At 71.6% G+C, this 26,942-nt stretch carries 23 protein-coding genes; 6 read left to right on the top strand and 17 right to left on the bottom strand.

Features of this window, described 5'->3' with window-relative positions; translation table 11 throughout:
* Nucleotides 1-107: 107 nt before the first annotated feature.
* From F7R91_RS07200 to glnA, 3 genes are all read right to left on the bottom strand, one after another.
* Nucleotides 108-1,526: a HEAT repeat domain-containing protein gene (locus F7R91_RS07200; RefSeq protein ID WP_191971409.1), complete on the bottom strand. Its 1,419-nt coding sequence runs from the start codon at nucleotides 1,524-1,526 to the stop codon at nucleotides 108-110.
* 41 nt (nucleotides 1,527-1,567) lie between these two features.
* A complete protein-coding gene (locus F7R91_RS07195; RefSeq protein ID WP_150945705.1) occupies nucleotides 1,568-1,825 on the bottom strand; it encodes an SCO2583/SCO2584 N-terminal domain-containing protein in 258 nt (85 codons plus the stop codon).
* Between the two features lie 123 nt (nucleotides 1,826-1,948).
* Entirely contained in the window at nucleotides 1,949-3,358 is a 1,410-nt protein-coding gene (gene glnA / locus F7R91_RS07190) for a type I glutamate--ammonia ligase (RefSeq protein ID WP_150945704.1), read from the bottom strand.
* Nucleotides 3,359-3,568: 210 nt separating this feature from the next.
* Between glnA and F7R91_RS07185 the strand changes: the two genes are divergently transcribed.
* On the top strand, nucleotides 3,569-4,036 hold the full coding sequence (locus tag F7R91_RS07185) for an RDD family protein (RefSeq protein ID WP_150945702.1): 468 nt from the start codon (nucleotides 3,569-3,571) through the stop codon (nucleotides 4,034-4,036).
* A 124-nt stretch (nucleotides 4,037-4,160) separates the two neighbouring features.
* On the opposite strand, the gene F7R91_RS07180 is transcribed toward F7R91_RS07185, so the two are convergent.
* The 4 genes from F7R91_RS07180 to lipB form a co-directional block, all read right to left on the bottom strand.
* A complete protein-coding gene (locus F7R91_RS07180) occupies nucleotides 4,161-4,862 on the bottom strand; it encodes a DUF4191 domain-containing protein (protein WP_150945700.1) in 702 nt (233 codons plus the stop codon).
* Nucleotides 4,863-4,929: 67 nt separating this feature from the next.
* Nucleotides 4,930-5,130 carry an SCO2195 family GlnR-regulated protein gene (locus F7R91_RS07175; RefSeq protein WP_150945698.1) on the bottom strand — a complete coding sequence of 67 codons (201 nt, stop codon included), beginning with the start codon at nucleotides 5,128-5,130 and terminating at the stop codon, nucleotides 4,930-4,932.
* 279 nt (nucleotides 5,131-5,409) lie between these two features.
* Nucleotides 5,410-6,399 carry a lipoyl synthase gene (lipA, locus tag F7R91_RS07170; RefSeq protein WP_150945696.1) on the bottom strand — a complete coding sequence of 330 codons (990 nt, stop codon included), beginning with the start codon at nucleotides 6,397-6,399 and terminating at the stop codon, nucleotides 5,410-5,412.
* A 132-nt stretch (nucleotides 6,400-6,531) separates the two neighbouring features.
* The gene (gene lipB / locus F7R91_RS07165; RefSeq protein WP_269144740.1) at nucleotides 6,532-7,395 is read right to left on the bottom strand and encodes a lipoyl(octanoyl) transferase LipB; all 864 of its coding nucleotides are present in this window, start codon (nucleotides 7,393-7,395) and stop codon (nucleotides 6,532-6,534) included.
* Between the two features lie 218 nt (nucleotides 7,396-7,613).
* Here lipB and F7R91_RS07160 point away from each other — a divergent pair, with 218 nt between their 5' ends.
* A complete protein-coding gene (locus F7R91_RS07160; RefSeq protein ID WP_150945692.1) occupies nucleotides 7,614-9,050 on the top strand; it encodes a regulator in 1,437 nt (478 codons plus the stop codon).
* A 931-nt stretch (nucleotides 9,051-9,981) separates the two neighbouring features.
* Here the strand turns inward: F7R91_RS07160 and F7R91_RS07155 are convergent.
* Nucleotides 9,982-11,340 carry an NAD(P)/FAD-dependent oxidoreductase gene (locus F7R91_RS07155; RefSeq protein WP_150945690.1) on the bottom strand — a complete coding sequence of 453 codons (1,359 nt, stop codon included), beginning with the start codon at nucleotides 11,338-11,340 and terminating at the stop codon, nucleotides 9,982-9,984.
* A gap of 166 nt (nucleotides 11,341-11,506) precedes the next feature.
* Nucleotides 11,507-12,403 carry a TIGR01777 family oxidoreductase gene (locus F7R91_RS07150; protein ID WP_150945688.1) on the bottom strand — a complete coding sequence of 299 codons (897 nt, stop codon included), beginning with the start codon at nucleotides 12,401-12,403 and terminating at the stop codon, nucleotides 11,507-11,509.
* A 73-nt stretch (nucleotides 12,404-12,476) separates the two neighbouring features.
* Here F7R91_RS07150 and F7R91_RS07145 point away from each other — a divergent pair, with 73 nt between their 5' ends.
* Nucleotides 12,477-12,965, top strand: a complete 489-nt coding sequence (locus F7R91_RS07145; RefSeq protein WP_191971389.1) for a GNAT family N-acetyltransferase — start codon at nucleotides 12,477-12,479, stop codon at nucleotides 12,963-12,965.
* 33 nt (nucleotides 12,966-12,998) lie between these two features.
* Here the strand turns inward: F7R91_RS07145 and F7R91_RS07140 are convergent, their stop codons facing one another.
* Complete coding sequence (locus F7R91_RS07140; protein ID WP_150945686.1) at nucleotides 12,999-14,192, bottom strand: MarP family serine protease; 1,194 nt, start codon at nucleotides 14,190-14,192, stop codon at nucleotides 12,999-13,001.
* A 270-nt stretch (nucleotides 14,193-14,462) separates the two neighbouring features.
* Here F7R91_RS07140 and F7R91_RS07135 point away from each other — a divergent pair, with 270 nt between their 5' ends.
* The gene (locus tag F7R91_RS07135) at nucleotides 14,463-15,203 is read left to right on the top strand and encodes a peptidoglycan recognition protein family protein (protein WP_408056014.1); all 741 of its coding nucleotides are present in this window, start codon (nucleotides 14,463-14,465) and stop codon (nucleotides 15,201-15,203) included.
* A gap of 113 nt (nucleotides 15,204-15,316) precedes the next feature.
* On the top strand, nucleotides 15,317-15,508 hold the full coding sequence (locus tag F7R91_RS07130; protein ID WP_150945682.1) for a hypothetical protein: 192 nt from the start codon (nucleotides 15,317-15,319) through the stop codon (nucleotides 15,506-15,508).
* Between the two features lie 3 nt (nucleotides 15,509-15,511).
* Here F7R91_RS07130 and F7R91_RS07125 read toward each other — a convergent pair whose 3' ends face one another.
* The 4 genes from F7R91_RS07125 to F7R91_RS07110 all read right to left on the bottom strand — a co-directional run bounded on the left by F7R91_RS07125 (nucleotide 15,512) and on the right by F7R91_RS07110 (nucleotide 20,802).
* Entirely contained in the window at nucleotides 15,512-16,030 is a 519-nt protein-coding gene (locus tag F7R91_RS07125; RefSeq protein WP_150946218.1) for a DUF4240 domain-containing protein, read from the bottom strand.
* A 56-nt stretch (nucleotides 16,031-16,086) separates the two neighbouring features.
* The gene (locus F7R91_RS07120) at nucleotides 16,087-17,061 is read right to left on the bottom strand and encodes a helix-turn-helix transcriptional regulator (protein ID WP_150945681.1); all 975 of its coding nucleotides are present in this window, start codon (nucleotides 17,059-17,061) and stop codon (nucleotides 16,087-16,089) included.
* Between the two features lie 55 nt (nucleotides 17,062-17,116).
* A complete protein-coding gene (gene aceE, locus F7R91_RS07115) occupies nucleotides 17,117-19,828 on the bottom strand; it encodes a pyruvate dehydrogenase (acetyl-transferring), homodimeric type (protein WP_150945679.1) in 2,712 nt (903 codons plus the stop codon).
* A 347-nt stretch (nucleotides 19,829-20,175) separates the two neighbouring features.
* Complete coding sequence (locus tag F7R91_RS07110) at nucleotides 20,176-20,802, bottom strand: GntR family transcriptional regulator (RefSeq protein ID WP_150945677.1); 627 nt, start codon at nucleotides 20,800-20,802, stop codon at nucleotides 20,176-20,178.
* Between the two features lie 211 nt (nucleotides 20,803-21,013).
* On the opposite strand from F7R91_RS07110, the gene F7R91_RS07105 reads away from it, so the two are divergent.
* The gene (locus F7R91_RS07105) at nucleotides 21,014-21,697 is read left to right on the top strand and encodes a hypothetical protein (protein WP_150945675.1); all 684 of its coding nucleotides are present in this window, start codon (nucleotides 21,014-21,016) and stop codon (nucleotides 21,695-21,697) included.
* A gap of 53 nt (nucleotides 21,698-21,750) precedes the next feature.
* Here the strand turns inward: F7R91_RS07105 and sucB are convergent, their stop codons facing one another.
* The 3 genes from sucB to F7R91_RS07090 form a co-directional block, all read right to left on the bottom strand.
* Nucleotides 21,751-23,523 carry a 2-oxoglutarate dehydrogenase, E2 component, dihydrolipoamide succinyltransferase gene (sucB, locus tag F7R91_RS07100; protein WP_150945673.1) on the bottom strand — a complete coding sequence of 591 codons (1,773 nt, stop codon included), beginning with the start codon at nucleotides 23,521-23,523 and terminating at the stop codon, nucleotides 21,751-21,753.
* 60 nt (nucleotides 23,524-23,583) lie between these two features.
* Nucleotides 23,584-24,972, bottom strand: coding sequence for a dihydrolipoyl dehydrogenase (lpdA, locus tag F7R91_RS07095; protein WP_150945671.1), 1,389 nt, complete (start codon nucleotides 24,970-24,972; stop codon nucleotides 23,584-23,586).
* Between the two features lie 249 nt (nucleotides 24,973-25,221).
* Nucleotides 25,222-26,748: a leucyl aminopeptidase gene (locus F7R91_RS07090; protein WP_150945669.1), complete on the bottom strand. Its 1,527-nt coding sequence runs from the start codon at nucleotides 26,746-26,748 to the stop codon at nucleotides 25,222-25,224.
* Between the last annotated feature and the right edge of the window lie 194 nt (nucleotides 26,749-26,942).

The raw sequence follows: 26,942 nt of genomic DNA, 5'->3' as shown, positions 1-26,942 counted from the left end.
ATCACCCCGCAGTCCAGGCACTCGTCCCCACTGCCCAGTGTGCACCCGCCGTCTCCCATGACACGGTCCCGAACGGCCCTAGGAGCGGCAAAGGGTCCCTGTGAGGTTCAGGCGTCGAGTCCGGCTCCCCATTTGCGGCGCTTGAGCGCGTACTCGCTGAAGAGGTGCCGCGCCCGGTCGAGCAGCTCGCCCACCTCCGCCGCCCCGCGCGGCACGTCGGCGGTCGCGTGCCAGCCCTGCACGGACTGTGTGGCCCACGTCCGCAGCTTGAGGTCCGGGTCGTCGAGGAGCGCGACGGCGGTCCGCAGCCTCACGACACCGCCGTGCGCGTCCAGCAGCCGGTACGCGGAGACGCGTACGTGCCGCGGTCGTCCGCTCTCCAGCCGCTCCGCCAGCCAGTCGGCGTCCAGCGACCGCGCGGAGGGCAGCAGAGCCGCGGTCGCCTCGCGGACGACACCGGGTGCCGGATCGTCGAGCAGCGGCCACAGCCGTCGTACGTCCCTGAGGTCCAGGGCCCGCAGCCCGGCCACCGCCCGCGCCCGCACGCTCGGGGAGGGGTGGCCGAGCAGCGGCCACAGCAGCTCGGCGTCCGTACGCTCCCCGCACTCCGCCAGCCCGATGGCCGCGCCGGGCGGCAGCGCGGGATCGTCCGGCGTGGCGCACCGGCGCCGGTACCACGGCAGCGGATCGGTCGCGTGCTGCCGTACGACGTACCGTGCACAGGCCCGCACCAGCCCCGAGCGGTCGGCCAGGAAGCCTTCCGCCTGCTCCGGCCGCCCGGACCGGCGCAGCGCGGTGACGCCGGCCGAGCGCACGCGCGGATTGCGCGCGCGCAGCAGCGGTCCGAGGACGTCGTCGTACGCCGCGCCCTCCCGTACGCCGGCCAGCGCCGCCTCGGCGCACAGGTCCTGGACGATGCCGTCGTGGTCCCGGGCGGCGGCGGTGGCCAGCTCGGCGGGGGAGAGACGCCCCTCCTCGACGGCGAGTCGGTACGCGAACCGCCGGACGGCGCGGTCGGGGTCGGTGAAGAGGGGAACGATCCGCTCGCGGGGGGCCCGGCGCAGTACCTCGGTCAGCAACTCGACCCCGTACGAGCCCCGGTAGCGGCGACCGACCCGCAGGATCAGCGGAGTCAGGGCCGCGGCCGTGTCCGGGCCGAGCCGCTCGCGCAGCAGTTCCCGTGCCGGCTCGCGCACCGGGTCGGCCCAGTCGGTGGCGCGCAGCACCACCAGCGGCAGCAGGGCGGGGTACGCGCCGGCGCGCCGTATCGCCGCTTCCCTGACCCAGCGGTGGGGATGGCACAGCGCCAGCGCGAGCTTCGCCTCGACTGCGTGCTCGGCGCGGCGGAACATCCCGGGCAACCCGACCGCGTACCACCGTTCCTCGGTCCATGCCCGTGTCGGCAGCAGATCCATCCGGCACACGGCCGCCGCGCGCACGCCCGCGTCCAGGGTGGTCCACGCGGACGGATCGGTGGTGTCGACGGCCTCCGCGAGGGGCGTGCGCTTCGCGAGCCGCTCCACCATGGCTTCCCCGGCCCTGATCTTGTCCCGCACTGTGCGCAGCTCTAATAGGGCTGGCGGTAGCTGGCGTAGCCGAGCAGCACGATGATCACGGCCACGCTGCCGAGCACGATGGCGGTCGACTTCCACGACGAACGGCGCGGGGCCGACGGTCCGGGGTCGGCGCGGAAGGGCTGCCGCTCCGGAGGGTTCTCCTTCCAGCGCGCGGCCAGCATCCGGGCCCGGGCGGAGGGCTCCTTGTGCTCGGCCTTGTCCGCCCACGTGAGGTCGAACTCCCGCTGGAAGTCGTCCTGTTCGGCCATCCCCGTATCCCCCACTCGCCTATGTCGAACAGCAGTGCCAGAAACCATACGACGGCGCCCCCGCCCTGAGAAAGCAGGAACGGGGGCGCCGGACGGCTCACGCGTCGTCCACGCGTGGTCCGATCACACGTCGAAGTACAGCTCGAACTCGTGCGGGTGCGGACGCAGCTGGAGCGGGGCGATCTCGTTCGCACGCTTGAAGTCGATCCACGTCTCGATCAGGTCGGACGTGAACACGTCGCCCGCGAGCAGGAACTCGTGGTCGCGCTCCAGCGAGTCGAGGACGGCCGGGAGCGAGGTCGGGACCTGGGCCACGTTCGCGTGCTCCTCGGGAGCCAGCTCGTAGAGGTCCTTGTCGATCGGCTCGGCCGGCTCGATCTTGTTCTTGATGCCGTCCAGGCCGGCCAGCATCAGCGCCGAGAAGGCGAGGTACGGGTTGCCGGAGGAGTCGGGCGCGCGGAACTCGACGCGCTTGGCCTTCGGGTTGGAGCCCGTGATCGGGATGCGCATGGCCGCGGAGCGGTTGCGCTGCGAGTACACCAGGTTGATCGGGGCCTCGAAGCCCGGCACCAGACGGTGGTACGAGTTCACCGTCGGGTTGGTGAAGGCCAGCAGCGACGGGGCGTGCTTGAGGATGCCGCCGATGTAGTAGCGGGCGGTGTCCGACAGGCCCGCGTAACCGGCCTCGTCGTAGAACAGCGGGTCGCCGTTGCTCCACAGGGACTGGTGGACGTGCATGCCCGAGCCGTTGTCACCGAAGATCGGCTTCGGCATGAAGGTCGCGGTCTTGCCGTTGCGCCAGGCCACGTTCTTTACGATGTACTTGAAGAGCTGGAGGTCGTCGGCGGCCGCGAGCAGCGTGTTGAACTTGTAGTTGATCTCCGCCTGGCCGGCGGTGCCCACCTCGTGGTGCTGGCGCTCGACCTTCAGGCCGGCCGCCTCCAGCTCCAGGGAGATCTCGGCGCGCAGGTCGGCGAAGTGGTCGACCGGCGGGACCGGGAAGTAGCCGCCCTTGTAGCGGACCTTGTACCCACGGTTGTCCTCGAGGGCACCGGTGTTCCAGGCGCCGGCCTCGGAGTCGATGTGGTAGAAGGACTCGTTCGCGCTGGTGGCGAAGCGGACGGAGTCGAAGACGTAGAACTCGGCCTCGGGACCGAAGTACGCGGTGTCCGCGATACCGGTGGAGGCGAGGTAGGCCTCGGCCTTCTTGGCCACGTTGCGCGGGTCACGGCTGTACTGCTCGCCGGTGATCGGGTCGTGGATGAAGAAGTTGATGTTCAGCGTCTTGTCGCGGCGGAAGGGGTCGACCCGGGCGGTCGACAGGTCCGCGCGCAGCGCCATGTCGGACTCGTGAATGGCCTGGAATCCACGGATCGAGGACCCGTCGAAGGCGAGCTCGTCGTCCGGGTCGAACGCCTCGACCGGCACCGTGAAGTGCTGCATGACGCCCGGCAGGTCGCAGAAGCGGACGTCGATGAACTTGACGTCCTCGTCCGCGATGAACTTCTTGGCCTCGTCGGCGTTCTGGAACATCCAGCTCCTCCTACTCCCGACCGTCCTCGCCGGGGTGGTAGTTCGTTCGTGCTGCCAGTGCGGTGGCACACGCTGACCTCGACCCTAGGGACGGGTGATTTCTCGGGCGTGACTCAATTGTTTCGCAGAAGTTAACCGGCCCGGCTTCGAGCCTAGCTCGCCTGCACCCCGCCGTCCCAGGGGCAAAGGGGGGCGCAGTACCTTGGACGGGTGGACAACAGGCAAGCAATCGGATCGTGGCTCTCCGGGCCCCGCGCGGCCGCGGAACAAGCCGGTGCCGACTTCGGATACCGGGGCGAACAGCTCGGTCTGCCGCAGGAGGGGCCTGGCTCGATCGCGCGCCCCGGCCGGCGGCTCGGTGCTCTCGCCGTCGACTGGGGCCTGTGCCTCTTGATCGCATACGGCTTGATCACGGACGGCTACGACCAGGCGACCAGCAACTGGGCGCTGCTGATCTTCTTCGTGCTGGGGGTCCTGACCGTGGGCACGGTCGGCTTCACTCCCGGAAAGCGCCTGTTCGGGCTGCGGGTGGCCGCGCTCGACACCGGCCGGGTCAGCCCGCCGAGGGCCCTGCTGCGCACGTTTCTGCTGTGCCTCGCCATCCCCGCCCTGATCTGGGACCGCGACGGCCGCGGCCTGCACGACCGGCTGGCCCGCACGGTCGAGGTGCGGATCTGAGGGTCCTGGTGACGAAGTTCTGAGGGTCCTTTTTACGACGACCTTGTACGACCTGGTACGACGAAGGGGCCGCCCGGAGTGATCCGGGCGGCCCCTTCGTCTCGTTCGTCTCGGCTCGGGGGTGTCAGCGGGCCTTCGGCCCGCCCTTCGGCAGCTTCATGCCCTTGGGCATGGGTCCCTTCGGCAGTGGCATATTGCTCATCAGGTCGCCCATCGCACGCAGCCGGTCGTTGGTCGCGGTGACCTGCGGGCCGGTCAGCACGCGCGGCAGCTTCAGCATGGTCGTGCGCAGCCTCTTCAGCTCGACCTGGCCCTCGCCCGTGCCCACCATCAGATCGTGCACCGGCACGTCCGCCACGATGCGGTTCATCTTCCTCTTCTCGGCGGCCAGCAGGCTCTTGACCCGGTTCGGGTTGCCCTCGGCGACCAGGACGATGCCGGCCTTGCCGACGGCCCGGTGCACCACGTCCTGGCTGCGGTTCATCGCCACCGCGGGGGTCGTCGTCCAGCCCCGGCCGACGTTGTCCAGGACGGCCGCGGCAGCGCCCGGCTGGCCCTCCATCTGCCCGAAGGCCGCCCGCTCGGCCCGGCGCCCGAACACGATCGCCGACGCGAGGAAGGCGAGCAGAAGGCCCAGGATGCCGAGATAAACGGGGTGACCGATCAAGAAACCGATCGCGAGGAAGACACCGAAGATGCTGATGCCGACAGCCGCGAGTACAAGACCGATCTTCTTGTCGGCCCTGCGGGTCATCTTGTAGGTCAGGGCGATCTGCTTCAGTCGCCCGGGGTTCGCAGCGTCCGCTGCCGTGTCCTTCCTCGCCATGCCGTGAAGTCTACGTGGCCCCACAAGTGCCGACGACGGCAGTGCCCGAGGGACGGGGGGAGCGGCCTCAGCGGCGACCGGTGTAGGTCTGCTCCAGGACGCGCTGGGCCTCGACGCGGTCCTTGGCGCGACGGCGGTCCTCCAGGACGGAGGTCCAGGCGTTGCGGCGGGCGGTGCGCTGGCCGCTGCTCATCAGCAGCGATTCGACGGCACGGAGTGCGTCGGTGAACGAAGGAATGGCGGTGGCGCGAACGGGCGCGGCCTGCATGGTGGAGGTCCCCCCTCGAGACGGCTGCGGGTACGGATGTACATGGCGTGAGTCCAGCGTCACTGATTGGTGTTACCAGGGCGTGACTGACTGGTCAAACACCAATGAAGCCTTGATGGGGAGGGCCCAAATGTTGACGCGGCCCTGACGGATGCCCTCATCTGCGAGGACGGTCGGGACCGCGTCGAATCAGCCGTTACTGATGAGTAGCTTCTTGTGCGTGAATTCACACGCTCGCTCGCGCAAGCCGGGTGGACAGGGCGACGGATTGTCAGACGATCAGACGGCCTGCGAGGCGATGAACGAGCCACCCCGCTGCGGAGCAGCTGAATGACGCTGCTCGATGGCCATCTGGTAGAGCCGCCCGGCACGGTACGAGGACCGCACCAGCGGACCGGACATCACTCCCGAGAAGCCGAGCTGCTCGGCCTCCTCCTTCAGCTCGACGAACTCCTGCGGCTTGACCCAGCGCTCGACGGGGTGGTGCCGCACGGACGGGCGCAGGTACTGGGTGATGGTGACCAGCTCGCAGCCCGCGTCGTGCAGTTGCTTCAGCGCCTCGCCGACCTCATCGCGGGTCTCGCCCATGCCGAGGATCAGGTTCGACTTGGTGACCAGACCGTAGTCGCGGGCGTCGGTGATGACCTTCAGCGAGCGGTCGTAGCGGAAGCCGGGGCGGATGCGCTTGAAGATCCGGGGAACGGTCTCGACGTTGTGCGCGAAGACCTCGGGGCGGGAGGCGAAGACCTGCTCCAGCAGCTCCGGTACGGCGTTGAAGTCGGGGGCGAGGAGCTCCACCTTGGTGCGGCCGGCCGCACGGGAGGCGGTCTGCTCGTGGATCTGGCGCACCGTCTCCGCGTACAGCCAGGCGCCGCCGTCCTCCAGGTCGTCGCGGGCGACACCGGTGATCGTGGCGTAGTTCAGGTCCATGGTGACCACGGACTCGCCCACGCGGCGCGGCTCGTCGCGGTCCAGCGCCTCGGGCTTGCCGGTGTCGATCTGACAGAAGTCGCAGCGCCGGGTGCACTGGTCGCCGCCGATGAGGAAGGTGGCCTCGCGGTCCTCCCAGCACTCGTAGATGTTCGGGCAGCCGGCTTCCTGGCAGACCGTGTGCAGACCCTCGCTCTTGACGAGCTTCTGCATCTCCGTGTACTCGGGGCCCATTTTCGCCCGGGTCTTGATCCACTCGGGCTTGCGCTCGATGGGGGTCTGGCTGTTGCGGACCTCCAGGCGCAGCATCTTGCGTCCGTCGGGTGCGACTGCGGACACGACCGGCTCCCTAGCGTTTGATTCTTCGGCGTTCCCCAGGGTACGCCCGTTGATTCGGTGGATCGGCGTCGGTGCCGGCCCCCCGGGGGCTGCCGTCCCTAACCCCCGCTTCGGCCCTGAACGAGCCTCGTCTCAAGCGCCGGACGGGCTGACGGTCGCCGGCGTCCTGTCGATCTCGCGCGGCTTCAGGTCCGCATTCTCGAGTACGTCCCTCAGGTGCCGTTCGGCCACCGGCAGCACCTCGTCGATCGTCACGTCCCGGCCGAGCTCGTTCGCGAGGGAGGCGACGCCCGCGTCCCGGATGCCGCACGGGATGATCCTGTCGAACCACTTGTTGTCCGGGTTCACGTTCAGTGCGAAGCCGTGCATCGTGACGCCCTTGGCGACCCGGATGCCGATCGCAGCGATCTTGCGGTCCTCGCGGCGCTGGCCGGCGTTGGACGGGGCGTACTCGGGGCCGTTCAGGCGCGGGTCGAACTCCTCGTCGTGCAGACGGGGGTCGAAGTCCAGCGACAGGCCGCCGAGCGAGGGGCGCTGCTCCGTGAGGGCCTTGGCGTCGCCGAGGACCCACACCCCGCTGCGGCCCTCGACCCTGGTCGTCTCCAGGCCGAACTCCGCGCAAGTGAGGATCAGGGCCTCTTCGAGGCGCCGTACGTGGGCCACCACGTCCACCGGGCGCGGCAGCTTCTGGATCGGGTAGCCCACCAGCTGGCCCGGGCCGTGCCAGGTGATCTTGCCGCCGCGGTCCACGTCGATCACCGGGGTGCCGTCGAGCGGCCGCTCGTTCTCGGCGGTGCGCCGGCCCGCCGTGTAGACCGGAGGGTGCTCGAGGAGCAGCACGGTGTCGGGGATCTCGTCCGTGAAGCGCGCCGCGTGCACACGGCGCTGCTCGTCCCACGCCTCCTGGTACTCGACGGCCTCGGCACCGAAGCCCATACGGACGAACCGCAACCCACTCACAGCAAGCGCCTCCTCGGAAGCTCGTAAGGCACGCAGCGTGCCTACGCCACTGTACGTCCGACCGTATGACGTCAGCGCTGCGGGCAATCCTCACACGATCGGATGAATGAACGTCGAAGTGTGCGATCGACTGCTTACGCTCCGCTACATTCGCGCCGTTCACGAGGCCAAAAGGGCTGCTCACAGGCGATCCGGGCACCTCAGCGGCCACATCGGCCTCTGTGAGGCCCGAAAGGCAGGAGACCGCACCGCAGATGACGGAACGACCCGCGCAGCGCACTCCCAATCGACAGCTCGCCGCGCTCATCGCAGAAGCGGGGTTCTCCAACGCGGGTCTCGCCCGACGGGTGGACCAGCTCGGTCTCGAACACGGGCTGGACCTGAGATACGACAAGACGTCCGTCACCCGGTGGCTGCGCGGTCAGCAGCCCCGCGGCACCACCCCCGCCCTGATCGCCGAGGTCTTCACCCGGCGTCTGGGACGGCGCCTCACCGCGCAGGACCTCGGGCTCGACGCCTGCGCCCCCGTCTACGCCGGCCTGGAGTTCGCCGGGACACCGGAGGAGGCCGTCGACATCGTCGGCGGACTGTGGCGCAAGGACTCCGGCAGCCATGCCGAGCTGCGCAAGATCGCGTTCACCCCGGCGGGGCTCGTCGTCCCCAGCCGGGACTGGCTCATCGGACGGGCCGACGACCGGGTGGCCCGCGGTGAACAGCCCGCCCGCGTCCCCGTGCAGGGCCGCCCGGTGCTGCCCCGCCAGCGCGGCGCGGCCGAACGCGGCCCCGGCCAGAAGGTCACCGGAGGCGACATCGCCGCCCTGCGCTCGGTCGGCGACCTCTTCCGCTCCCTCGACGACATGTACGGCGGTGGCCATGCGCGCCAGGCGTTGGTGCGCTACCTGGAGCACGAGTGCGAGCCGATGCTGCGCGGCACCTACGGCGAGCAGACGGGCCGTCGGCTGTTCGCGGCGGCCGCGGACCTGACGAGGCTCGCGGGCTGGACGTCGTACGACATCGCCGCGCACGGACTCGCCCAGCGCTACTTCGTGCAGGCGCTGCGGCTCGCGCAGGCCGCCGGGGACCGGGCCTACGGCTCGTACGTCCTCGTCACGATGAGCCGGCAGGCCGTCTACCTCGGGCACGGGCGGGAGGCCGTGCAGCTCGCGCGGGTGGCGCAGCAGGGGGTCGGGACCGGTGCACCGCCCGTCGTGCAGGCGCTGCTGCACGCGGCCGAGGCGCGGGGCCACGGGGTGCTCGGCGAGGTGCGGGCCTGTACGGCCTCCCTCGCGCGGGCCGAGCGGGCCCTGGAGGCCGCCCGGCCCGGGGACGAAGTCCCGCACTGGGCGCGGTTCTTCGACGAGGCGCAGCTCGCCGACGAGTTCGGGCACAGTCACCGGGACCTTCAGCAGTTCCGCGCGGCCGCGCAGCACGCGGAACGCTCCCTGCAGCTGCGCGCCCCCGCCTACGCGCGCAGCCGCCTGTTCTGCCGGGTCGTGCTCGCTTCCGCCCGCCTCGGCCTCGGCGAACTCGACCAGGCGTGCCAGCTGGCCGCGGAGGCTGCAGCGCAGGCGGCGGAGATGCGGTCGGTACGGGCGCTGGAATACGTCCGGGACTTCGAACGCAGACTGGAGCCGTACAAGGACGCGGCACCGGCCCGGGGATATCGGGACAGGGTGGCAGCGCTGGGCTAACTGCCCCGCCCACGGCGTCCCGACCGGATCGCGCTGCCTGGCGCCGACGGGGTGCTGCCTCTCTGGGCCGGGTGCCGCCTCATGCGGAGCCGACGGGGTGCTGTCTCTTCGGGCCGGGTGCCGCCCCGGCGGCACGACTGCCCGCAGCGGCGATGGCCCGTCTCCGCGCCGGTGGGTCGCGCTGCCCGGAGTCGGCGGGGTGCTGCCTCTCTGGGCCGGGCGCCGCCTCACCCGGAGCCGACGGGGTCCCGCCTCTCGGGGACGGCGCCGCCTCGGCGGTGCGACTGCCCGCAGCGGCGACGGCCCCGTCAGCTTGCGACGGCCCGTCTTCGCCGGTCACCCCATCTCCGCCGCGACGGCGCTCAGCCGCCGCGGAGTCCGGCGGTGCCGAACCGTCCACAGCCGATCCGCTCAAGCGGCTCCAGCCGATCGACTCAAGCGCGCCGCGGGCGATCCGCTGAAGCCGCAGCAGGTGATTGCGCGACCCCGCTGCGGGCGGATCCCCTCAGGCGCGCCGCGGGTGATCCGCTCAAGCGTGCCGCGGGCGATTCGTTCAGGCCCGCCGCAGGTGATCGCGTGACCCTGCCGCGGGCGGATCCCTTCGATCGCGCCGCGGGCGATTCGTTCAAGCCCGCCGCAGGTGATCGCGTGACCCTGCCGCGGGCGGATCCCCTCGAGCCCGCCGCGGGCGATCCGCTGAAGCCGCAGCAGGTGATTGCGCGACCCCGCTGCGGGCGGATCCCCTCAGGCGCGCCGCGGGTGATCCGCTCAAGCCCGCCGCAGGTGACCGCGCGACCCCGCCGCGGGCGGACCCCTCAGGCCCGCAGCGGGCGATCTGCTCAGGCGCGCCGCGGGCGACCCGCTCAAGCCCGCCGCAGGCGACCGCGCCGCAAGCGGTCCGATCCGCCCAACCCGCCGCAGGCGAACCCGGTCAAGCCGCGGCACGCAACCGCTCTGCTCGGTGCATCGAGCCGCCCGCGCCCAGGTCCGTGAGCAGTGCTGTTGCCGCTCGGTGGGCCGAGTGGAGTGCTCCCTGGACCGTGCTGGTGTCTCGGTGGTCGCCGCATACGTACAGGCCCGCCATCAGCCGCACCGGACGCCGCAGATCGTGCGGTGGCCGCATCGCCGGTACCGCCTCGGCGGTGTGGTGCACGGCGAGCGTCTCCCAGCGCGCCGTCGAGGTGCCGTACAGGCGGGACACGTGCATGCGCACGGCGGTGTCGACGTCGGCCGGCGGTGGTCCCAGGACCGTCGAGGAGACGAGGCTGCGGCCCGCGGGTGCCCGGCTCGGATCCACCTCGCTCACCACCGCCGTGTGCGCGACCGGGCCGCCGCGGTCCGCGTCGAGCAGCAGACCGGCGCCGGTGCCGGGCGGCTCGTCCGTCGTGTGGTGCACCACCGTCACCGGGTGGAAGTCCGGCACCCGCAGGCCCGGCAGCAGACCGGCGGCGGCACGGGCGTCGGTCGCGAGGAGCACGGCGCGGCAGCGGAACTCGCCGTGCTCGGCGGTGGTCACCGAGCTCGTGGAGACGGAGGTGACCCGGACGCCGGTGCGTACGGTGCCCGGCGGCAGCGCCTGCGCCAGCAGCTCCGGCAGCACCTCGGCACCGCCCTCCGGCACACACAGCCGCCCGCTCGCGAACGAGCGCAGCGCGAGGTCCGCACACCGGCTGGACGTGAGCAGCTCCGGGTCGCACAGCAGAGCGGCCAGCAGCGGACGCAGGAAGCCGGCGATGGTGCGGGCCGGGACCCCGCCGGCGGCGAGCGCCTGCGCGGCGGGCAGTTCGGGGCGGGACAGCAGCCGTTCCACGGGCATGGCCGCGAGCCGGGTGAGCGCGGCGCCGAGGCGGGCCTGGTCGACGGCGGTACCCAGCGGGGCACTCGCACGGACCCGGGGCAGCGCCCCCGCGCGGGGGGCGCTCATGGGGGCACTTGCCAGTGCACGCACCGTATGGAGTGCGCCCCTTGCGCCCCCCGCGGCCGGCGGGAATTCCACACGATGGTGGCGTCCGTCGCCGTGCAGCAGGACACCGGGCGCGAAGGGGCGCAGGACGAGTGCGTCGAGCCCGGGTGTCAGCCGTAGTTCGGGATACGAGGTGGACAGCAGCTGTCCGATCCGGTCGAGCCGGAATCCGTCGATCTTCTCGGTCGACATACGGCCGCCCGCACAAGGGGCGGCCTCCAACACTGTGGTCGTCACTCCTGCCGTGGTCAGCCGGTGTGCCGCCGACAGTCCGGCGACCCCGGCTCCCACGATGACGACGTCCGCCTCATATGCGGGCTCTAGCACGTGCCCCTCCTCGAGGTTGCGCGGCCGGTGGAGACGTGATGCCCCCAACAGGCTCCGGGAATACCCGAGTTCGGGTCGAGGTTAGGGCCGTGATCGGTCAAAGGGGGTCGCGCATCGACAGAGCACGGTCGCACGCGGTCGCATACGCTCGCAGAGCGGTCGCTTGTCAGAGCGCCGCCCGGATCGCCCCCTCGATCTCCGGGAAGGCGAAGGTGAACCCCGACTCCAACAGGCGCATCGGCAGCACCCGTTGGCTGCCCAGGACGTCCCCGGAGAACTCGCCGAGCACGGCCCGCAGCACCGGCGCGGGCACCGTGAACACCGTCGGCCGGTGCAGCACCCGCCCCATCGCCTCGGTGATCTCACGGTTCGTCAGCGGGTGAGGCGCCGTCACATTGAAGGGACCGGACAGACCGTCGGTGTCGATGAGATGGCGGATCGCGGCCACCTCGTCGTGCAGCGCGACGAACGACCAGTACTGCCGCCCGTCGCCCATCCGCCCGCCGAGCCCCGCCTTGAACAGCGGGAACAGCCGTCCCCACGCCCCGCCCCGGCGGGACACCACCAGCCCGGTACGCACGAACACCGTCCGAACGCCCGCCTCGCGGGCCGGCGCCGCGGCCCCCTCCCACTCCACGCACACCGAGGGCAGGAAACCCTCCCCGGGCGGCGCGTCCTCGTCCACGGCCCGGTCACCGGTCTCCCCGTAGATACCGATCGCGCTGCCGTTCACAAAGACCCGCGGCGGGCTGTCCATGGCCGCCACGGCCTCGGCGAGGGCCGCCGTGCCGAGCACCCGGCTGTCCCGGATCCTCGCCTTGTACGCCTCCGTCCAGGGCCGTGCGCCCACCCCCGCCCCGGCCAGATTGACCACGGCGTCGCAGCCGGCGAGCCCGGCCGCGTCGACGTCCTTCCGCTCGGGATCCCACCGGACCTCGCCCTCGGCCCGGGGCTCCCGGCGCACCAGACGTACCACCTCGTGCCCGTCCGCGGTCAGGGACCGCACCAGGGCGCCGCCGATGAGACCGGACGCGCCGGCCACCGCGATTCGGGAACGTTCCATGCCGCCCATTCTGCGCACCGACCCGCTGAAACGCTGTCAGGGCCCGCCCGCCCTCCGGCCTAGGGTGACCGACATGCCGGTTCCGCACATACGCCACGCCACCCCCGACGACGAGGACACGCTCGGCCGTCTCGACCGGGGCACCTGGTCCACGCTGCACTCCGTCCAGCCGTGTCCACGGCCGCCGTATCCCCCCTTCTTCGGCGAACGCTTCGGACCGCGCGACCATCTCGTCGCCGAGCTGGACGGCACGGTCGTCGGATATGTCCGGCTCGGCTTCCCGACGCCCCTGGCGTGCCACGCCCATGTCCGGCAGATCCAGGGCCTCGCGGTCGCCGAGGAGGCGCGCGGCGCGGGCGTCGGACGGGCCCTGCTGCGCGCCGTCGTGGCGGAGGCCGCACGGCAGGGCGCCCGGCGCATCACCCTGCGCGTCCTCGGGCACAACACCCCGGCTCGCCGGCTCTACGAGTCCGAGGGCTTCGTGGTGGAGGGCGTCCTGCCCGAGGAGTTCCTCCTCGACGGCGCGTACGTCGACGACGTGTTCATGGGGCGCCGCCTCTGAACGGCGCGGGCTCAGAACCTGTGTCACGGGCTCTCAGGAGGTGACCAGGTCGCCCGTGTCCACCGGTGCCGTCGCGTCCGCCGCGCGCTCGGCGTCGGCGGAGACCTCGGCCGCCGTCAGGACGTAGCCGGTCTCGTCGTCCGAGGTGGAGCGGGCGAAGACGACGCCGTAGACCTCGCCGTCGGTGGTCAGCAGGGGGCCGCCGGAGTTGCCGGGGCGGACGGTGGAGCGGATCGAGTAGATCTCGCGGGTGACGTTCGCGTCGTTGTAGATGTTCTGGCCCGTCGCCCGGACCCGGTTCGCGACGGTCGCCGCCTGAAGGTTCAGATTGCCGTCCTGCGGATAGCCGGCCACCACCGCCGAGTCGCCGCGCGCGGCGCCGTCGTCGAAGCGCAGCACGGGGGCCCGCAGGCCGGGCACGTACAGCACGGCCACGTCCTTGTCCGGGTCGAAGAGCACCACCCGTGCCTCGTACGACCGCCCGACACCCCCGATCCGCACGCCGGGCTCGTCGATGCCGGCCACCACATGCGCGTTGGTCATCACATGCCGCGGCGCGTACACGAAGCCGCTGCCCTCGCGGCCCTGGTTGCCGGCCACGCCTTCGATCTTGACGGTGCTGAGCCTGGCGGCGTTCGTGGCACGGGCGGTGACGCTGTCGCCGGAGGGCTTCGCGACCTCGGCGGTCGACTCGTTCTCGAACGGGTTGAAGACCTGCGGGAAGCCCGCCTCGGTGAGCGCGGACGTGGCACGCGAGAACCAGGTGGGCGTGGTGTCCGGCATGGCGTCCTGCACGGCACCCAGCACCTTCGAGTCCCGGATCGCCGTCGTGACCACCGGGGACGAGGACGCGCCCAGCACGCTCGCGGCCACCCACGCCACGATCAGCACGGCCACCGCGTTCGCCGCGGCCCCGCCCACCCCGTCGGCCACCCGCAGCGGACTGCTGCCGGAATGGGCCAGCTCGGTCTGCAGCCTCAGTGCGAGGCGCCCCGCCAGTTCGTGCCCGGCCACGCCCGGGACCAGCACCGTCAGCACCGCCGTCACCGTGGCCGTCGTGGTCCCCGGCTCCACCAGGTCCATCACCCACGGCAGGGCCCACACACCGACGACCGCACCGCCCACGAAGCCGGCCAGCGAGACACAGCCGGCCACCAGTCCCCGCCGGTAGCCGGAGGCCGCGTAGGCCAGGACCACGAGGAGCAGCAGGATGTCGAGCAGGTCCACGGAGCCGCCTTTCTCTAGGACCCAGGGGGAGTCGTCCCGTAGTACGCGCGGAACGGGCCCAGTGATCAGCCACGCGCGCGTGGCGCCCGGGACCGGCCACGCGTGCGTGTACCCCGGAAAACGCCGCGGACCGGGACGATGGTTCCACCGGGTGGCACACTCCACATCGCGGACGGGGCGGATCCGTCGGAGAGTGGGATCATGCGTGTCTTCCGAAGAGCGCGGGGGGCACGGAAGCGCCGCCGGGTACGAATACCCGGCGCCGCGTACGTGCCACTGGCCTGTCTGCCCGGAACGGCCGCCGTTCTCGCGCTGGTGCTCTGCGCGACCGGCATCGACCGTACCGGCCCGCCGGTGGCGCGTTCGGACGCCGTGGCCCGTCCCGCCGTCCACCACCACGCGGCCAGACCGCCCATCGTGCCCAGGTCCGTCTGGGCGGCCCCGGACTACGCACGCTCCCGGCCGCCCCCGCGCTACGACGACAAGGTCGTCGCGGTCTTCATCCACCACACCGACTCGCCCAACGACTACGACTGCGCCGACGTGCCGCGCATCATCCGCTACATCGCCGCCGGCCAGACCGGCTACCGCCAGTGGGACGACATCGGCTACAACTTCCTCGTCGACCGCTGCGGCACCGTCTACGAGGGCCGCGCGGGCGGCGTCGACCGGCCCGTCACCGGCGCCCACACCCAGGGCTTCAACCACCGCAGCGCGGGCATCGCCGCCCTCGGCACCTTCACGGCCGGTGTGCCCGTGCCGCGGGCGATGACCGACGCGATCGCCGCGCTGGCCGCCTGGAAACTCGGCCTCGCGGAGATCGACCCGCGCACGCCGGTGCGCCTGGTCTCCAGCAACAGCCACAGCCGGTACGCGGCCGGAACCGCCGCCGTCCTGCCCGCCCTCGCGGGCCACGACGACGGCTATATGACGAGCTGCCCCGGCGCGGCCCTCAGCGCCCGGCTGCCGGAGATCAGGGAGCGGGCGGCACGGCTCCAGGGCCGCGGATGAGGCGGCCCTGTGGTGCAGTCGTGTGGTTCACAGGAACGGCACAGCCGCTGCGCAGGGCCTTGAGAGGCCCGCGATCTACGGTCTTCACCAGGAGCCGACCGGAGGTGGGGATCATGAGCAGCAGCATCGGCAGCAGCCGTGTGTGGACGGTGGTCTGCGCGGTCGCGACCGTCGTGCTGGGGCCGGCCGCCGTGACGGCGTCCGCCCTCGACCAGGCCAACAAGGCCCCGTTGCACCACACAGTGATCGACCAGGCGCAGGCGTACATCCCGTCGGACCCGACCCGCCACCGGGAAACCGTATGAGGCTCAGGACCTGAACCGCTCCCACAGTCTGGGGAACCGTTCCGCCAGCATCCGCTCGTGCTCGAAGTCCACGGGCGTGCCCTCCGGCTCGGGAGGCGCCGACGGGATGCCGAGGTCGGGAGCCACGGTGCCGGTGAGCTGTTCGTAGGCCTCGTCGGCGGCATAGCCGAGGTCCTCGGCGTCACCGTCGACCTCCTCGTCGAAGTCGCCCAGCAGGTCGGCGAGCGAGTCGGGCTCGTGCACCGCGGGCTCGTACACCTCGCGTCCCTGGCCGATCAGCCAGCACCGGAAGAAGTCGAACGCGTCGTCGCTCGCCCCGTCCAGCAGGACCGCGGCGGCGCCCCAGAGGTCCCAGGTGTAGGCGCGGTTGTAGCGGGACTCGAAGTGACGGGCGAAGTCGAGCACCGACTCGGGGTCGAGCTGGAGCAGCCGGTCCACGAGGAGGTCGGCCTGATCCTCGGGGTCGCCCCCGGCGGCCTCGCGGGAGGTGTCCACCAGCTCCCAGAACTCCATTTCGTCCATCACGGGTCAAGCATCGGCCCTGGACGGGTGGGGCGCACGCGGAGTGCGACGGATTGTTATGTCCCGTACAGCCGGGCGAGCCGCCGCGCGTCGTCCGAGAAACGTGCCCGCAGACTTTCCGGCGTCAGCACCTCCACCTCGGGCCCGAGTGCCGTCAGCTGGGTGTGGGCGACCTCCTCGGACTCCACGGGCAGGGTCACGGTCACCCGTCCCTCGTCGTCCGCGGGCCCGGCCGACGCCAGCGCCTCCCGGGCGGCGTGCGGATCGACGGCGTGCGGCAGTCTCCGCGCGCCCTCCTTCGACAGCCGTATCCCGACCTCGGCCCGCAGGATCGACCGCGCGAATTGTTCGGCCCGCTCCTCCCAGAAGCCGGGCAGATCGAACTGCTCGTCCCGCTCGAAGCGCTCCCGGCCTGCCTCCACCGCCGTGAACCGGTCGATCCGGTACACCCGGAAAGCGCCCTGCCCCGCCACCCGCGCACACAGGTACCAGACCCCCGCCTTGAGCACGAGCCCGTACGGCTCCAGCTCGCGCACCACCTCGGTGTCCCGGCTGCGGTAGCGGGCGTCGATCCGCCGGTCGTCCCAGACGGCGTCCGCGACCGCGGGCAGCAGCTCCGGCGTCCGCGGCTCGTGGAACCAGCCCGGCGCGTCCAGGTGGAACCGCTGGGCCGCGGTACGGGAGGCGTCGCGCAGCGAGGGGAGGAGCGCGGCGGACACCTTGAGGCGGGCGGCGGAGGCGGCGTCCTCCAGCCCCATCTCCCGCAGCGCCCCGGGCACGCCCGACAGGAACAGCGCCTCGGCCTCGCCCCGGGCCAGCCCCGTCAGCCCGGTCCGGTACCCGCCGATCAGCCGGTACCCGCCGGCCCGCCCACGCTCCGCGTAGACCGGCACACCCGCCTCCGACAGCGCCTGGGCGTCCCGGGTGACCGTCCGCTCGGACACCTCGAGCTCTCGCGCGAGTTCGGCGGCGGTCATGGCGGACCGGGACTGGAGCAGCAGCACCATTCTGATCAGACGGGCAGCGCGCATGGGGTCATGGTGCCCGGTACCACTGACAGGGGGGTGCGGAGCACCCCCCTCAGCCTTACAGGCCGTACCGCTCGCGTGCCTCCTTCACCGCCGACGCCTTGACCTCGCCGCGCTTCGCGAGCTGGGCCAGTGCCGCGACGACGATCGACTGGGCGTCGATGCCGAAGTGGCGACGGGCCGCATCGCGGGTGTCGGAGAGGCCGAAGCCGTCGGCGCCCAGCGAGGAGTAGTCCTGTTCGACCCACTGCGCGATCTGGTCGGGAACCTGGCGCATGTAGTCGGAGACCGCGAGCACCGGGCCCTCGGCGCCGTGCAGCGCCCGACGGACGTACGGCACGCGCTCCTCGCCGCGCAGCAGGGCCGCGTCGGCCTCCAGGGCGTCGCGCCGCAGCTCGGTCCAGGAGGTCGCGGACCACACGTCGGCGGCCACGCCCCACTCCTCGGCGAGCAGCTTCTGCGCCGTCAGCGCCCAGTGGATCGCCGTGCCGGAGCCCAGCAGCTGGATGCGCGGAGCATTGGCCACCGGCGTGAGCCCGGCCGACTCCGCCGTGTTGAAGCGGTACAGGCCCTTGACGATGCCCTCGTCGATACCGGGGGCCGACGGCTTCGCGGGCTGCGGCAGCGGCTCGTTGTAGACGGTGAGGTAGTAGAAGACGTTCTGGTCCTCGCCCGGCAGCGCCTCGCCGTACATACGGCGCAGGCCGTCCTTGACGATCGCCGCGACCTCGTAGGCGAACGCCGGGTCGTACGTCAGCGCCGCCGGGTTCGTCGCCGCGATCACCGGCGAGTGGCCGTCCGCGTGCTGGAGACCCTCGCCGGTCAGCGTGGTCCGGCCGGCCGTCGCGCCGATCAGGAAACCGCGGCCGAGCTGGTCGCCGAGCTGCCACATCTGGTCGGCCGTGCGCTGCCAGCCGAACATCGAGTAGAAGATGTAGAATGGGATCATCGCCTCGCCGTGCGTGGCGTACGCGGTGGACGCGGCGATGAAGTCGGCCATCGAACCGGCCTCGGTGATCCCCTCGTTGAGGATCTGGCCGTTCTGGGCCTCCTTGTAGTACATCAGCTGGTCGCGGTCGACCGGCTCGTACGTCTGGCCCTTGGGCGAGTAGATGCCGAGCGACGGGAACAGCGACTCCATGCCGAAGGTGCGCGCCTCGTCGGGGACGATCGGCACCCAGCGACTGCCGGTCTCCTTGTCGCGGACCAGGTCCTTGATCAGACGGACGAACGCCATCGTGGTGGCGACGTTCTGGGAGCCCGAGCCCTTGTCGAAGGAGGCGAAGGCCTTCTCCGCGGGGGCGGGCAGCGGCGCGACCGGGTGGACACGGCGGGCCGGGGCCGGGCCGCCGAGGGCCGCGCGGCGCTCCTGGAGGTAGCGGACCTCGGGGGAGTCGGCGCCGGGGTGGCCGTAGGGGACGACCCCGTCGGCGAACTGCGCGTCGGAGATCGGCAGTTCCAGCAGGTCGCGCATCCTCTTGAACTCGTCCACCGTCAGCTTCTTCATCTGGTGGTTGGCGTTCTTGGACGCGAAGCCCTCGCCGAGCGTGAAGCCCTTGACCGTCTGGGCCAGGATGACCGTCGGGGCGCCCTTGAAGTCGAGGGCCGCCTTGTAGGCCGCGTACACCTTGCGTGCCTCGTGGCCGCCGCGGGAGAGGTGGAAGCACTCGAGGATCTTGTCGTCGCTCAGCAGCTTCGCCATCTCGGCGAGCGCCGGGTCCTTGCCGAAGAAGTCCTCGCGGATGTAGGCGGCGCCGCGCGTCTGGTACGTCTGCACCTGGGCGTCCGGTACCTCACGCAGCCGGCGGACGAGCGCGCCGGTGGTGTCGAGCGCGAACAGCTCGTCCCAGGCGGTGCCCCACAGTGTCTTGACGACGTTCCAGCCGGCGCCGCGGAACTGGGCCTCCAGCTCCTGCACGATCTTGAAGTTGGCGCGGACCGGGCCGTCGAGGCGCTGGAGGTTGCAGTTGATGACGAAGGTCAGATTGTCCAGGCCCTCGCGGGAGGCCAGTGCGAGTGCCGCCGTCGACTCGGGCTCGTCCATCTCGCCGTCGCCGAGGAAGGCCCAGACGTGGGAGGCCGAGACGTCCTTGATGCCGCGGTTGGTGAGGTAGCGGTTGAAGCGCGCCTGGTAGATCGCGGAGAGCGGGCCGAGACCCATCGACACCGTCGGGAACTCCCACAGCCAGGGCAGGCGCCGCGGGTGGGGGTACGACGGAAGGCCGTTGCCGCCGGCCTCCTGGCGGAAGTTGTCGAGCTGCTGCTCGGTCAGCCGGCCGTCGAGGAAGGCGCGGGCATAGATGCCGGGGGAGGCATGGCCCTGGATGTAGAGCTGGTCGCCCGAGCCGGCAGCGTCCTTGGCGTCCTTGCCCTGGAAGAAGTGGTTGAAGCCGGTCTCGTAGAGCCAGGCCGCCGAGGCGAAGGTGGCGATGTGGCCGCCGACGCCGTGTTTGGCCCCGCGGGTCACCATCGCGGCCGCGTTCCAGCGGTTCCACGCGGTGATACGGGCCTCCACGGCCTCGTCACCGGGCACGGCCGGCTCGGCGGCGGTGGGGATGGTGTTGACGTAGTCGGTCTCGAGGAGCTTCGGCAGCGCGATGCCGCCCGCCTCCGCGCGCTCCAGCGTGCGGCGCATCAGATATGCGGCACGGTGCGGGCCGGCCGCCTTGGCGACCGCGTCCAGGGAGGCCTGCCACTCGGCGGTCTCCTCGGGGTCGCGGTCCGGGAGCTGGTCGAGCTGGCCCGGCTGGATGGCGTTGGGGTCGGTCATGTCGCCGCCTTCCTCAGTCGAAGGGGGTTCCCTCATCGGCAAGGGTTCGGGGTTGCCCTTTGTCTTTGGCAGGACAGGGCTGAGGGCTTGGGTGCAAGCCCGTCGGCGACTGTAACCCGCTGATCGATGATCGATCAAAGGGTCAGGAGCAAAACTTCTTGATCACGAGAAAGTAGGCACGCGGTGCCTTGCGGACAGACACCGGGTGCCGCGCATCTCCGAGGGTTTTCGCAGGTCGTACGGCGTTTTGAGCGGGGGTCTGCTCCGGTGTTCGGGGTGGTTCGGAGGCGGTTGCGAAGGGGTCGGCACCGGCACGGCCGAAGACCCCCGTCGGGGTTGTCGCCCCGTCACTCGTGGCGCGGCGCGCACCCCAGCACATGTGCCTTCACAAGGTCGGCGATCCGCGGGTCCCGGCGGCGGAACGCCTGCACCAGCTCCTCGTGCTCCTCCGCGTACGACTGCTGGACCGTCCCCAGCCAGCGGATCGACAGCGCGGTGAACACCTCGATGCCGAGGCCCTCCCAGGTGTGCAGCAGCACCGAGTTGCCGGCCGCCCGCACCATCTCCCGGTGGAATCCCACCGTGTGCCGCACCTGCGCCGTGCCGTCCGACCGGCGGTCGGCCTCGTACAGCGCGGCGACATGCGGTTCCAGGGCCGAACAGTCCTCCGCCAGCCGTGCCGCCGCCAGCTCCGCCGCGATCGCCTCCAGACCGGCCCGGACCGGGTAGCTCTCCTCCAGATCGGCGGCGGTCAGGTTGCGCACCCGTACGCCCTTGTTCGGCGCCGACTCGATCAGCCGCAGCGACTCCAGCTCGCGCAACGCCTCCCGCACCGGGGTCTGACTGACCTCCAGCTCGGTGGCGATACGCCGCTCGACGATCCGCTCACCCGGCTTCCAGCGCCCGCTGACGATCCCCTCCACGATGTGCTCGCGGATCTGTTCGCGCAGCGAGTGGATGACGGGCGCGGTCATGAGGGCTCCTTAAGGCGTTTGACGTTTAGACAATAAGGCCGCGGGCCCGTTCAGGAGGGGCGCACGGGGGCGCTTTCATGCAGGTGAGACGAGGCTTACACGCTCCCAGCCGCACGACTTCTGTCAACACCCGGAACCCCGTGACCGCGAGAGGTGTCGCGTTCGGCAGGGGTTCCCACGCGGGGCGCCCCTCGCTTGACTGGGGGACGGCATGACCATAGGGGGACGGCGGGGGCTGCTGCGCCGGGCGGCCGTCGTGGCCGTGATCGGCGCGATCGTCGGCCTGACGGGCTGCGGGCGGTCGGCCACACGGGACGAGGGCAGGGCGAAACCGAGCAGCACGCAAGCGATCACAGGCATGGCGGGCGCCGTCCCGGGCGGTGGCGGTACCGGCGCCGCCTGCGTCTTCGTCAAGCCGGACGGGGCCCGGAAGTTCGGCCACGTCGGCTGGGGATTCAAGATCACGGGCACCGGCCGCTGGGTCTACGGCGCCGTGGAGAACCCCAGCGGCAGGCTGTACACTCCGCCCGGCGGTGACATCGGAGCCTGGCACGCGGAGGGGTCGTACGACCGCATGCTCAGCGAGATGTCCACGGACGCGAACCACCCCGGCAAATCCGGGCACCCGTACAGCCGTTACCGCTGTACGAAGTCCTCGACGTACGACGTGACCGCCGCCCGGTCCATGATCCGTGCCGTCGAGGCCCGCGGTTTCCTCGTCGGTGTCGACCCGAGGACCGGCAGGCTCACCTCACGGGACTGCCTCGACGCGACGTACGACGTGCTGAAGGCCTACCGGACACAGCGGCTGACACCCGCCGCCGAGCTGTCCGTCCCGAACGTGTGGGTGGAGTCGCTGTGGGGCTGGTCGGACAACAGGCTGACGCCCCGGTGAGACGACGGTGCCCCCGCCCGGAAGCCGGACGGGGGCACCGTGAGCGACGTGGCTCACAGGCCGAGCTCGACCTCGAACTCGCCCGCCTCCAGGATCGCCTTGACCGCGGTCAGGTAGCGGGCCGCGTCGGCGCCGTCCACCAGACGGTGGTCGTAGGACAGCGTCAGGTAGGTCATGTCGCGGACGCCGATGACCGAACCCTCCTCCGTCTCGATGACGGCCGGGCGCTTGACCGTGGCGCCGATGCCGAGGATCGCGACCTGGCCCGGCGGCACGATGATCGTGTCGAACAGCGCGCCGCGCGAACCGGTGTTGCTGATGGTGAAGGTCGCGCCGGACAGCTCGTCCGGGGTGATCTTGTTGGCGCGGACCTTGCCCGCCAGGTCCGCGGTGGCCTTGGCGATACCGGCGATGTTGAGGTCACCGGCGTGCTTGATGACCGGGGTCATCAGGCCCTTCTCGGAGTCCACCGCGATCCCGACGTTCTCGGAGTCGAAGTAGGTGATCGTGCCCTCGGCCTCGTTGATCTTGGCGTTGATGACCGGGTGGGCCTTCAGCGCCTGGGCCGCCGCCTTGACGAAGAACGGCATCGGGGAGAGCTTGACGCCCTCACGCGCGGCGAAGGAGTCCTTGGCCTGGGTACGCAGACGCATCAGGCGGGTGACGTCGACCTCGACGACCGAGGACAGCTGGGCCTGCTCGTGCAGGGCCTTGACCATGTTGTCGCCGATGACCTTGCGGATGCGCGGCATCTTGACGGTCTGGCCGCGGAGGGGGGAGACCTCCAGGGCCGGGGCCTTCTTGGCCGGGGCGGCGGCAGCGGCGGGCGCCGGAGCCGCGGCGGCGGCCTTCGCGGCCTCGGCGGCGGCGATGACGTCCTGCTTGCGGATACGGCCGCCGACGCCGGTGCCCTTGACGGTGGCCAGGTCGACGCCGTTCTCGGCGGCGAGCTTGCGCACCAGCGGGGTCACGTAGGCGCCGTCGTCACCGGCCGGAGCGGCGGGCGCCGGCGCGGCCGGGGCGACCGGAGCCGGAGCGGCCGGCGCGGGAGCCGGGGCAGCCGGAGCCGGAGCGGCGGCGACCGGGGCGGGCGCGGGGGCCGGAGCGGCAGGCGCCGGAGCCGGGGCCGGCGGGGCCACGGGGGCGGCCGGCGCGGGCGCCGGGGCCGGGGCGGCGGGGGCCGGGGCGGCCGCCGGAGCGGCACCCGGGGCGCCGATCACGGCCAGCTTGGCGCCGACCTCGGCGGTCTCGTCCTCGCCGACCGTGATCTCCAGCAGCACACCGGAGGTGGGCGCCGGGATCTCGGTGTCGACCTTGTCCGTGGAGACCTCGAGCAGCGGCTCGTCGGCCTCGACGGAGTCGCCGACCGACTTCAGCCAGCGGGTGACGGTGCCCTCGGTGACGGACTCGCCGAGCGCGGGCAGGACGACGTCGGTGCCGGTCGCGGCGCCCGCCGGGGCGGCGGGGGCGGCGGCAGGCGCGGGGGCCGGAGCGGCGGGGGCCTCGGCGACCGGCGCCGGGGCGGGCTCGGCAGCGGGGGCCGGAGCCTCCGCAGCGGCCGGGGCCGGGGCGGCAGCGGGGACGCCCGTGCCGTCGTCGATGACGGCCAGCTCGGCGCCGACCTCAACGGTCTCGTCCTCGGCGACCTTGATGGAGGCGAGGACACCGGCGGCGGGCGAGGGGATCTCGGTGTCGACCTTGTCGGTCGAGACCTCGAGCAGCGGCTCGTCGGCCTCGACGCGCTCGCCCTCGGCCTTCAGCCAGCGGGTGACAGTGCCCTCGGTGACGCTCTCGCCGAGCGCCGGAAGGGTTACGGAAACCGCCATGGTTTCGGTTGCTCCTTACAAGTGCGGAAGTCTGTGTCGTCGCGTTCGTCGACCGAGGGGTCAGTCGTGCGAGTGGAGGGGCTTGCCGGCCAGGGCCAGGTGGGCCTCGCCGAGCGCCTCGTTCTGCGTCGGGTGGGCGTGGATGAGCTGGGCCACCTCGGCCGGCAGCGCCTCCCAGTTGTAGATCAGCTGGGCCTCGCCGACCTGCTCGCCCATGCGGTCGCCGACCATGTGGACGCCGACCACCGCACCGTCCTTGACCTGGACGAGTTTGATCTCGCCCGCGGTCTGGAGGATCTTGCTCTTGCCGTTGCCCGCCAGGTTGTACTTGAGAGCGACGACCTTGTCCGCGCCGTAGATCTCCTTGGCCTTGGCCTCGGTGATGCCCACGGAGGCGACCTCCGGGTGGCAGTACGTCACGCGGGGCACACCGTCGTAGTCGATCGGAACGGTCTTCAGACCGGCCAGACGCTCCGCCACCAGGATGCCCTCGGCGAAGCCGACGTGCGCGAGCTGGAGCGTCGGGACCAGGTCACCGACGGCCGAGATGGTGGGGACGTTCGTCCGCATGTACTCGTCGACCAGGACGTAGCCGCGGTCCATGGCGACGCCCTGCTCCTCGTAACCGAGACCGGCGGAGACCGGGCCGCGGCCGACGGCGACAAGGAGGACCTCGGCCTCGAACTCCTTGCCGTCGGCGAGGGTGACCTTGACACCGTCCTGGGTGTACTCGGCCTTCTGGAAGAAGGTGCCCAGGCTGAACTTGATGCCGCGCTTGCGGAAGGCGCGCTCGAGAAGCTTGGAGGAGTTCTCGTCCTCGACCGGGACGAGGTGCTTCAGACCCTCGACGACCGTGACGTCGGAGCCGAAGGACTTCCACGCCGAGGCGAACTCGACGCCGATGACACCGCCGCCCAGGATGATCGCGGACTTCGGCACGCGGTCCAGGACGAGGGCGTGGTCGGAGGAGATGATCCGGTTGCCGTCGATGTCCAGGCCCGGCAGCGACTTCGGGACGGAGCCGGTGGCGAGGAGGACGTGGCGGCCCTGGACGCGCTGGCCGTTGACGTCGACCGAGGTGGGGGAGGACAGCCGGCCCTCGCCCTCGATGTACGTCACCTTGCGGGAGGCGATGAGCCCCTGCAGACCCTTGTACAGGCCGGAGATGACGCCGTCCTTGTACTTGTGGACGGCCGGTACGTCGATGCCCTCGAAGGTGGCCTTCACACCGAACTGCTCGCTCTCGCGGGCCTGGTCGGCGATCTCGCCCGCGTGCAGCAGGGCCTTGGTGGGGATGCATCCCCGGTGCAGGCAGGTACCGCCGACCTTGTCCTTCTCGATCAGGGCGACGTCCAGGCCCAGCTGGGCCCCGCGCAGCGCCGCGGCGTAACCACCGCTACCACCGCCGAGGATCACTAGGTCGAAAACGGTGCTGGCGTCGTTCGCCACGTCACGTCCTCCATGCATGTGCGCCGTACGCCGGTCCTCGATGACCGGGCGGCGGCTGGTGTCCGGCCGCTGTTGCTTCGGCCCTGTGGTCGGGGCCCTGTCCTGCCGTGCCCCATCTTCGCACTTGTCGCGACCGAACGAGACGCCGGGCAGGTGTGTGAGACGTCCCACTGTTCATACGAACCGGGACAAAAGGCGACGGGGCCTCGCGCTACCCGCATGCGAGGCCCCGTCACAGTGAAGCCGGTCTCAGCCCAGGTCCCCCGAGGCCGTCAGCTCGGCGACCCGCACCAGCGTCCGCACCGCAGACCCCGTTCCGCCCTTCGGCGTGTAACCGAACGGACCGCCCTCGTTGAACGCCGGCCCCGCGATGTCCAGGTGCGCCCAGGTGATCCCCTCGCCGACGAACTCGCGCAGGAAGAGCCCCGCGACCAGCCCGCCGCCCATCCGCTCGCCCATGTTCGCGATGTCGGCGGTCGGCGAGTCCATCCCCTTGCGCAGGTGCTCCGGCAGCGGCATCGGCCACGCCGGCTCACCGACCTCCTCCGCCGCCTCGTGCAGAGCGGAGCGGAACGCGTCGTCGTTCGCCATGATCCCGAACGTGCGGTGGCCGAGCGCCAGCACCATCGCGCCGGTCAGGGTCGCGACGTCCACGATCGCGTCCGGCTTCTCCTGTGAGGCGGCCCACAGCGCGTCGGCCAGCACGAGGCGGCCCTCCGCGTCCGTGTTGAGCACCTCCACCGTCTTGCCGCTGTACATGCGCAGCACATCGCCCGGCCGGGTCGCGGAGCCCGACGGCATGTTCTCGGCCAGGGCCAGCCAGCCGGTCACATTGACCTCGAGGCCCAGGCGCGCGGCGGCGACCACCGCGGCGAAGACCGCCGCCGCACCGCTCATGTCGCACTTCATCGTCTCGTTGTGCCCGGCGGGCTTGAGCGAGATGCCGCCCGAGTCGTAGGTGATGCCCTTGCCCACGAAGGCGAGGTGCTTGGCCGACTTGGAGTGCGTGTACGACAGCTTCACCAGCCGGGGAGCGGCCTGGGAGCCCGCGCCGACGCCGAGGATGCCGCCGTAGCCGCCTTTCTCCAGGGCCTTCTCGTCGAGCACCTGCACCTTGAGGCCGTGCTCCTTGGCCGCGGTCTGCGCGAGAGCGGCGAAGGACTGGGGGTTGAGATCGTTCGGCGGGGTGTTGATCAGGTCGCGGGCCCGGTTGAGCTCCTCGGCCACGGCGGTGGCGCGCTGGACCGCCGCCTTGTACGCCTTGTCGCGGGGCTTGCCGCCGAGCAGCGCGACCTCGGCGAGCGGGGCCTTGCCGTTCTTGGCCTTGCCGGAGTTGCCGTTGTCCTTGTAGGTGTCGAAGGAGTACGCGCCGAGCAGCGCGCCCTCGGCGACCGCGCCGGTGTCGCCGGCGTCCCCGATCGGCAGGGCGAAGGCGGCCTTCTTGGAACCGGCGAGGGCACGGGCGGCGGCACCGGCGGCTTTGCGCAGTGCCTCCGCGCCGAACGCGGAGTCCTTCTCGGGCTCGGCGCCCAGGCCCACCGCCACCACGAGCGGAGCCTTGAAGCCGGACGGCGCGGGGAGCTTCGTCACCTCGCCCTCGGCACCGGAGGCACCGAGGGTCTCCAGGACGCCGGCGAGGCGGCCGTCGTACGCCTTGTCCACGGCCTCGGCGCCCGGTGCGACGACCGGGCCCTTGGCGCCCTTGGCGACACCGATCACGATCGCGTCGGCCCGCAGGCCGGGCGCCGCGGCGGTGCTGAGAGTCAGAGCAGTCACGGTGGTGGAATCTCGCTTCCCTTGAAGTAACGATGGCCGAGAGGGGTGGGTCGGCCAGGCCCGACGTCCGACTCTATGTGCGGCCATGAACCAGGGTTCTGCCCGGGCAGGCAGACCCGGCACGAGCCTACGCTCGGCGGGCCGTCCGATCATCGCCGCGGTGCGTTCACCTGCCGGTGGCGCCGTGGCCACTT

The organism is Streptomyces luteolifulvus, assembly GCF_008806595.1.
Classification (GTDB): Bacteria; Actinomycetota; Actinomycetes; order Streptomycetales; family Streptomycetaceae; genus Streptomyces; species Streptomyces luteolifulvus.
This window is presented reverse-complemented; position numbering and strand designations above follow the sequence as displayed.

Bases quoted from the DNA above. Each gene is read 5' to 3' on its own strand.
- F7R91_RS07105 (WP_150945675.1), top strand. From the start codon at position 21,014: ATGACCATAGGGGGACGGCGGGGGCTGCTGCGCCGGGCGGCCGTCGTG.
- F7R91_RS07200 (WP_191971409.1), bottom strand. From the start codon at position 1,526: ATGGTGGAGCGGCTCGCGAAGCGCACGCCCCTCGCGGAGGCCGTCGAC.
- F7R91_RS07125 (WP_150946218.1), bottom strand. From the start codon at position 16,030: ATGGACGAAATGGAGTTCTGGGAGCTGGTGGACACCTCCCGCGAGGCC.
- F7R91_RS07180 (WP_150945700.1), bottom strand. From the start codon at position 4,862: ATGGCGAGGAAGGACACGGCAGCGGACGCTGCGAACCCCGGGCGACTG.
- F7R91_RS07120 (WP_150945681.1), bottom strand. From the start codon at position 17,061: ATGCGCGCTGCCCGTCTGATCAGAATGGTGCTGCTGCTCCAGTCCCGG.
- F7R91_RS07175 (WP_150945698.1), bottom strand. From the start codon at position 5,130: ATGCAGGCCGCGCCCGTTCGCGCCACCGCCATTCCTTCGTTCACCGAC.
- aceE (WP_150945679.1), bottom strand. From the start codon at position 19,828: ATGACCGACCCCAACGCCATCCAGCCGGGCCAGCTCGACCAGCTCCCG.
- glnA (WP_150945704.1), bottom strand. From the start codon at position 3,358: ATGTTCCAGAACGCCGACGAGGCCAAGAAGTTCATCGCGGACGAGGAC.
- F7R91_RS07160 (WP_150945692.1), top strand. From the start codon at position 7,614: ATGACGGAACGACCCGCGCAGCGCACTCCCAATCGACAGCTCGCCGCG.
- F7R91_RS07145 (WP_191971389.1), top strand. From the start codon at position 12,477: ATGCCGGTTCCGCACATACGCCACGCCACCCCCGACGACGAGGACACG.
- F7R91_RS07110 (WP_150945677.1), bottom strand. From the start codon at position 20,802: ATGACCGCGCCCGTCATCCACTCGCTGCGCGAACAGATCCGCGAGCAC.
- F7R91_RS07150 (WP_150945688.1), bottom strand. From the start codon at position 12,403: ATGGAACGTTCCCGAATCGCGGTGGCCGGCGCGTCCGGTCTCATCGGC.
- F7R91_RS07195 (WP_150945705.1), bottom strand. From the start codon at position 1,825: ATGGCCGAACAGGACGACTTCCAGCGGGAGTTCGACCTCACGTGGGCG.
- sucB (WP_150945673.1), bottom strand. From the start codon at position 23,523: ATGGCGGTTTCCGTAACCCTTCCGGCGCTCGGCGAGAGCGTCACCGAG.
- F7R91_RS07130 (WP_150945682.1), top strand. From the start codon at position 15,317: ATGAGCAGCAGCATCGGCAGCAGCCGTGTGTGGACGGTGGTCTGCGCG.